Here is a 6,409-nt window from a genome sequence, read left to right as displayed (position 1 = left end):
TGGTCAATTACCTAATTTTCAGGGAAAAAGTCCCTGAATTTTCCCCCCAATCACTCCAAGGGTCGGCACTTTTTGAGGGAAAAAAAGTCTAAAAACCTTGTTGGATAAGGTTTTTAGATTTATTCAGCAAACCCTATTTAGGGTTTGCGGCAAAAAGTTTGTTGGTGGGGGCAGGGTGTAGGGTGTAGGGTGTAGGCTGTAGGCTGTAGGGTTTTACCCATTTTCAGGGAAAAAGTCCCGGAATTTTCCCCTCGATCACTCCAATGGCCGGTACTTTTGGATTTCAAAAAGGTCTAAAAGTCTTATCGAACAATGTTTTTAGATTTATTCAGCAAACCCTATTTAATTTTTGATTCAATACAAATACATCTAAAAAGAGATTTTAGATTTTTTCAATACCATCTATAACTCAAGTGCCATACAATAACATCATCTTCTTGACCGTAGCCATCTCGATCATGTTATTTTTTCTCAAATCACCAGTGACGGAAAGCAAGACCAGCATTGAACCGAAAAAAGTCAATCCCAATCGAGTCCGCGATCATCTGGCCAATGAACGCACCTATCTGTCTTGGATGCGAACAGCGATCGCATTAATGGGTTTTGGTATGGTTATTCTGCGCTTACGGGCCTTTCATCCTCCTCTGGTTCCCCGGCCAGGTTATGGCTGGAAATTAGGCTTAATGTTTGCTTTAGTGGGTTTATTGACCGTATTTTTGACCACAGCCCATTATTTTACAGTCAGACGAGATATAGATGAAGATACCTACGAACCAGCCGATCGATGGGTGCTACTATTTAGTTTAGCGATCGTTATTCTCGGTGCGGGAATTATCTATTTTGTCGCCACCAGTCCCGATCTGTTGATGGGTAGTATGATGACTTTCGAGTGAACTCTGGGGATTAGGTGGGTTGGAGTAAGCGCCAACTGACCGTGACCAGAAGACTATAAAGCAGTATTTTTAGGGCATTTTTGGGCAAATATTCCGATAATCTTGCTCCCAATACCACCCCCGGTATCCCACCCAACCAGATGGGAAGTACCAGATTCCAATCTACCGTTCCTAATCCCAGATGACCGATGGAAGTACAAGTTAAGAGGATGGAAGCTTGCGATAGATCTGTACCGACTAATTTGCGAGAATCAAGCTGAAAAAAGGTCATCAAGACCAATGCAAATAAGGAACCACTGGAAATACTGGTTAAACCGACCAAATAGCCTAAAATTGCCCCTAATACCGTTGTTTTTATCTGACCCGATCGAGTGGTTAAATCTAATTTTGGCCAGGACCAAGGGGACAAATCGGGAAAAAATAAGGAGATTAGTAGTTCCAGGGCCGCTAGGACAGTCACGATCATCAAGACAAGACCGATGATATGAGGCAACCATTGATCGAGATTGAGGGAGCTATTCTGCTGAAAATAGCGAAAACCGACTAATCCTAACAGAGAACCGGGTACACTGCCAATTACTAGCCATTTTACCACTTCTAACTCGATCGTTTGCTGTTGCCAGTGACGAACAGTGCCGACCACTTTCATCAACCCGGCCGCTACCACATCGGAACCCACTGCGGTGGTAGCGGGAACCTGAAATACAAAGATCAATAGGGGTGTAATCAAGGATGAACCGCCAATTCCCGTTAATCCCACGACAATTCCGATAAAAAAGCTAAATATTGTCAATAAAGAATAGTCCATTTTTGCCTCAGTTGTCTCTTTTCTCCGGTGCATTTCTGGTCGTTAAGGGACAAAATTAGTTAATTAAGCCTTTAAAAGAGCAAAAAACAGTAATGGTAAGCTTTTATCGCTGTTTAATCTTTTTAGTCTCTGTTTACAACCAGTAATCTCCGAATCGAAACTTAATTTTCTTGCTATCTTGTAAAATATGAGTGTATTTTAATACGATTGCGATTGAATCATAGTTAAAATACTGTCAAACCCTATACATTTTTTTGCCAGAGGATTACCCACCGTGAGCATCATCATCGAGCAAGTATCGAAAAAATTCGGCACCTTTACCGCTTTAGACCACATCAACCTAGAGATTAAATCGAATCGTCTGGTGGCACTGCTGGGGCCGTCCGGTTCAGGAAAAACCACTCTCCTGAGAGCGATCGCAGGATTAGAACCCCCCGACACAGGCAAAATTATCATCAACGGCAAAGACACAACCAATTTAAATGTCAGAAAAAGGAATATTGGCTTTGTTTTTCAGCATTATGCGCTTTTTAAACACCTGACGGTGCGTCAGAATATCGCTTTCGGTTTAAAGATTCGCAAAGCTGCCCCGAACTATATTCAAGAACGAGTGGACAATCTCTTGAGTTTAATTCAATTGCAGGGATTAGGCGATCGCTATCCGGCCCAACTATCCGGGGGTCAACGTCAACGGGTTGCCCTGGCCCGGGCTTTAGCGGTGGAACCGGAAGTATTATTATTAGATGAGCCTTTTGGGGCCTTGGATGCCAAAGTTAGAAAAGAGCTAAGGGTTTGGTTGCGGCAGTTACACGAGGAGGTTCATGTCACCAGTGTTTTTGTCACCCACGACCAGGAGGAAGCCATGGAAGTGGCCGACGAGATCGTAATTTTCAATGCGGGTAAAATCGAACAGGTGGGGACTCCCGATCAGGTGTACGATCATCCTGCCTCTGCTTTTGTGATGAGTTTTATTGGCCGGGTGAATGTTTTGCCACCGACCTCGGCTGCACTGTTCGAGCAGCTCGGAGGGGGTACTAACGGAGTCAAGATTTTCATTCGTCCCCACGACCTAGAAATTCTCTCTTTTCCCAATGGGTCTAGCATTGAGGCAAAAGTCGAGCGCATTATCCATCTGGGTTGGGCCATCGATGTGGAATTAATTCTACCGGATCGCTCTCTCCTGATTGCCCATCTGAATCGAGAACAACTGGCTCAACTGCACCTCCAAGTCGGGGAGCAAGTTTATGTTCGTCCTCGGGATGCTCGCGTTTTTGCTTAAAAGTCACCCTTATTGTTAGCACCTGACGGTCGCAGGATGAACAGCGATTATTTCCGGGTAACGGCTAAAATCGTCAACATTAAAGGTCAGAATGTGTGTAAGGTCATGAAAGCACATGGCTGCTACTAGCTTCGCATCATGTACCTGCACACCCTTGACTGAATAGGTGAAGACCAAGCGTTCCCATTCGGGATAAATAGCGGGCAGATCGTCAATAATGAGAAAAAGTGACTTTAGGCGATCGATTTCCGCCTTGGCTGCGGCCACTGTGCGTCCTAAACCATTTCTATTAATTGGACGGGTGTAAACGTTCCAAAACTCGATTAAATTCTGTGGTGCGATATAGAGTTTTTCTCCTTGTCCCAATAATAGACTTGTCGCACCCACAGCATCGCCATACATGATGTGATCGGGTTCCGCACTTCGCAATAAGACATTAGTATCAACTAAAAAAGTCACAGTCACTCATCGTCATAGATACTATCGCGACTTACGGCATAGTCGGATAAAAGTGCGCTGCCTCGATCGTGACTACTTGCCCAATCCCGAAAAGCTTGCGCCCGTTCCGTCGGTGTTGCCGTCTCGTAAAAAGGTGTTTTTGGCTCTATCAGTTGTTTTAGCATTTTCTCCAAGAGAATTTCTACCTTTTCTGGTGATTGGTGGCTAATTCTTGCCAAAATCTCGGCAATTGCCTTTAAATCTTGCTGATGGGCTTTTTTAAAGTCTAGCAGCATTTCCGATCCCTCCCCATCTAGCGATCGCTGAGAAAAAGGAGTAATTTCCATAGATATCGCTCTCCTTGAAAACCGCTAAAACTTGATTCTGCCATAAAAACTTTTTTTAGAACAGATTGGGATCGACACCGATCGCCCCTTCACCGTCCGCATCTTGCAGGTTAGCACCTTCTAACCGAGCATTAGTGAGATTGGCTTTCTCTAAGTCAGCTTTTTGCAGATTGGCGTTGGTTAAGTTTGCTCCTTGCAGGTTGGCTTTTTCTAAATCTGCACCTAAGAGATTGGCCCCGCTTAAATCGGCTCCCGCTAGGAGAGTTTTGCCGAGGTCGGCTCCCTGGAGATTAGTCCCTTTGAGGTTAGCACCCTGTAGGTTGGTTCTTTCTAGATCCGTTTGGCTGAGGTTTGCTCCTTCTAGATTGGCCGAGGACAAGTTTAAATCTTTGAGGCTAATTCCGTTAAAGTCACAACCGACACAGGCGTTAGTTTCCTGTAGTTTTTGCAGATTATCGGCGGCAGCTGGCTCGACCAGAGTAATTTTTGCCGGTGCGCCGCCAGTGGGGGTAACGGCCCTAGCGATGGCAGGGTGGAAGCAAGAAAAAACTGTGATTAGTAATAGACAGAAGGCTGTCAGTAGCGTCGGTTTCATCGTTTTTGATCTCCTTGAGTGATCTTTTTGAGTCTCTGTTTTCACTCTAGGCAATGGCTTTAATAAAAACAAATATTCTTTGTTTTCAAATCCATAAATTCCCTTTATGCAAAGCTGGGAAACTCCCTCGCCGTTCCATCACTTTTATTTATTAAAACGACAATTAAGAATATTTGCTTTTATGCTTGTCCCGTACCTAAGTTGATGGTGTCCGGCCAAAATCCTAGTGAAGGAGAGTGTTGTCAGCAATCTCGCCATCGATCGCAAGCTCAAGAACTTGACCCTGGATTTATACCGACAAAAAAATAGTCAAGAATCCTAGCAGGAAATACCAAGACGCATCTACAACGTGATAGGAGTAAAAATATAATTATATGTCTCCTCAAATTCTCGATATAGCTGAAAATCTCTCTCTAACCACTTGCGGCACCATTCTCACCCTGGCAGTCTTAGAAACCATTCTATCGGCCGATAATGCCGTCGCCCTGGCCGCTTTGGTGCGAGAACTTCCCGACCCCAGACAACAACGCCAGGCTTTAAACTGGGGATTGGCCGGGGCATTTGTGTTAAGAGTTGCCCTGTTAGTGAGTGCCAGTTGGACAGTTAAATTCTGGCAGGTGGAGGTACTGGGTGCTATTTATCTGATCTGGTTAGCGGGTAAGCATTTTTGGCATAAATTTTTGAATATAGAAATAGAAGACGAAAATTTTGCCCTTAATCTCGCCATAGAATCTTTTGGCCGTGTTATTGTTTTGATTGCTTTTACGGATCTGGCTTTTTCCCTCGATAGTGTGACAACAGCGATCGCCCTAGCCGATCAATTCTGGATTCTCCTGACTGGTGGTATTTTGGGAATGTTAGCCCTACGATTTTTGACCGGTTTATTTGTCAGGTGGTTAGCTGAGTTTGTTTACCTACAAGATGCGGCCTATCTGACGGTTTTAGCGGTAGGGGGAAGATTGTTATTAAAAGCTTGTCAACCAACCTATTTGCCGCCAGAGTGGATGGTATTGATGATGGTGGCGGCCTCCTTAAGTTGGGGCTTTTCTAGGCGTGTTGTGGTGGAATAGTTCTGGCAGCAAGGGATTTTCTCAATTTTTTAGGAGCGTGTCAATCGTTATACTCCGGGACGACGGGCGACTGTGACATAATTTGTGACTAGGTACGGTAAGAGTCGCTAGTGAACCCCGTTAGCCTTGGAGACTTCCTTGCTAGACACCATTTCCACCCTATCCCCAAAACTAACAGCGATCGAATCCCCGGGAAATCCTCTCCCGAAAGTTGCTACTTGTTCCTCTACCTGTCGTTACTGTCGGTTTTATAAGTTTCAGGGGAGAGGAAATGGCTATTGTCAACGCTTGGGAGTCCCTGTTCACAGTCATTGGCGCGCCTGTCCTTTAATTTGTCCACCTTTTGCCCCTTCTTGGGAAAGGTCGGAAAATGGGTAATTCTAAGTAGTTATCTGGATTTTACCACCTGTATCGAGCAATTTTCTCCCCATCCCGCTCCGTCCGAGGATGGGGTTTTAATCGAAACCGATGCTTTCCACTCCACCGCTATCGGGACTGGTGGCGACAAAATAGAGAATTCCCGACCCTAGACAAGCGATCGCTATACTAAAGCAAATAATCCAGACTTGAGCAGGTTCGTAGCTATTACTATCGATCGCCCGACGGATGAGAAAATAGTGGCGCGTGGCGATGACAACGGTTAATAATCCCACCATAGCGAAGACAAAACCCAACAACCAACCTAGTCCTAGAGATGGCGAAGATGCCGTTCGTAAACGCAAAATGACCAGACCAAAACCCATCAAAGCGATCGAGGCGCGCATCCAAGACAGATAGGTGCGTTCGTTGGCCGAATGATCTCGCCAGTAATCAGGGTTAAATTTCTGTTTTGTCTTTCGGGATTTAAACAGCATAGAGGAGTTCCTCGCAGTGAACTTCAATAAAATCAAGTATTCTTTCTTATGGTTTTAATAAATTGTTTTTATCATCTAGTTTTTCGCTTATCTTTAACCAATTCAAGGGACTTGAGCAGATTATC

9 protein-coding genes are annotated in these 6,409 nt (G+C 44.7%); 4 read left to right on the top strand and 5 right to left on the bottom strand.

Annotation, left to right across the window (positions count from 1 at the left end; all coding sequences use genetic code 11):
- The first annotated feature begins 458 nt into the window (after positions 1-458).
- Positions 459-893 carry a YidH family protein gene (locus IM319_RS09015; RefSeq protein ID WP_287673371.1) on the top strand — a complete coding sequence of 145 codons (435 nt, stop codon included), beginning with the start codon at positions 459-461 and terminating at the stop codon, positions 891-893.
- Between the two features lie 10 nt (positions 894-903).
- On the opposite strand, the gene IM319_RS09010 is transcribed toward IM319_RS09015, so the two are convergent.
- Positions 904-1,701: a sulfite exporter TauE/SafE family protein gene (locus IM319_RS09010; protein WP_287684978.1), complete on the bottom strand. Its 798-nt coding sequence runs from the start codon at positions 1,699-1,701 to the stop codon at positions 904-906.
- Between the two features lie 274 nt (positions 1,702-1,975).
- Between IM319_RS09010 and IM319_RS09005 the strand changes: the two genes are divergently transcribed.
- Complete coding sequence (locus IM319_RS09005; protein ID WP_287684980.1) at positions 1,976-2,980, top strand: sulfate/molybdate ABC transporter ATP-binding protein; 1,005 nt, start codon at positions 1,976-1,978, stop codon at positions 2,978-2,980.
- 15 nt (positions 2,981-2,995) lie between these two features.
- Here IM319_RS09005 and IM319_RS09000 read toward each other — a convergent pair whose 3' ends face one another.
- The 3 genes from IM319_RS09000 to IM319_RS08990 are packed head-to-tail and all read right to left on the bottom strand — an operon-like array spanning position 2,996 to position 4,360.
- The gene (locus IM319_RS09000) at positions 2,996-3,439 is read right to left on the bottom strand and encodes a type II toxin-antitoxin system VapC family toxin (protein WP_287735343.1); all 444 of its coding nucleotides are present in this window, start codon (positions 3,437-3,439) and stop codon (positions 2,996-2,998) included.
- A 2-nt stretch (positions 3,440-3,441) separates the two neighbouring features.
- Positions 3,442-3,765, bottom strand: a complete 324-nt coding sequence (locus IM319_RS08995; RefSeq protein WP_287675463.1) for a hypothetical protein — start codon at positions 3,763-3,765, stop codon at positions 3,442-3,444.
- 55 nt (positions 3,766-3,820) lie between these two features.
- Complete coding sequence (locus tag IM319_RS08990; protein WP_287684984.1) at positions 3,821-4,360, bottom strand: pentapeptide repeat-containing protein; 540 nt, start codon at positions 4,358-4,360, stop codon at positions 3,821-3,823.
- 374 nt (positions 4,361-4,734) lie between these two features.
- On the opposite strand from IM319_RS08990, the gene IM319_RS08985 reads away from it, so the two are divergent.
- Together IM319_RS08985 and IM319_RS08980 are read left to right on the top strand one after the other, a co-directional pair.
- Positions 4,735-5,430, top strand: a complete 696-nt coding sequence (locus IM319_RS08985) for a TerC family protein (protein WP_287735341.1) — start codon at positions 4,735-4,737, stop codon at positions 5,428-5,430.
- A 138-nt stretch (positions 5,431-5,568) separates the two neighbouring features.
- A complete protein-coding gene (locus IM319_RS08980) occupies positions 5,569-5,808 on the top strand; it encodes a hypothetical protein (protein WP_287078816.1) in 240 nt (79 codons plus the stop codon).
- A 77-nt stretch (positions 5,809-5,885) separates the two neighbouring features.
- Here the strand turns inward: IM319_RS08980 and IM319_RS08975 are convergent, their stop codons facing one another.
- Positions 5,886-6,284, bottom strand: coding sequence for a YidH family protein (locus IM319_RS08975; protein WP_287078817.1), 399 nt, complete (start codon positions 6,282-6,284; stop codon positions 5,886-5,888).
- Between the last annotated feature and the right edge of the window lie 125 nt (positions 6,285-6,409).

The sequence above is a fragment of the Microcystis sp. M113S1 genome (genome assembly GCF_020246945.1).
Classification (GTDB): domain Bacteria; phylum Cyanobacteriota; class Cyanobacteriia; order Cyanobacteriales; family Microcystaceae; genus Microcystis.
Note: the sequence above shows the minus strand (reverse complement) of the source record. Positions and strands in the feature narration are given on the sequence as shown.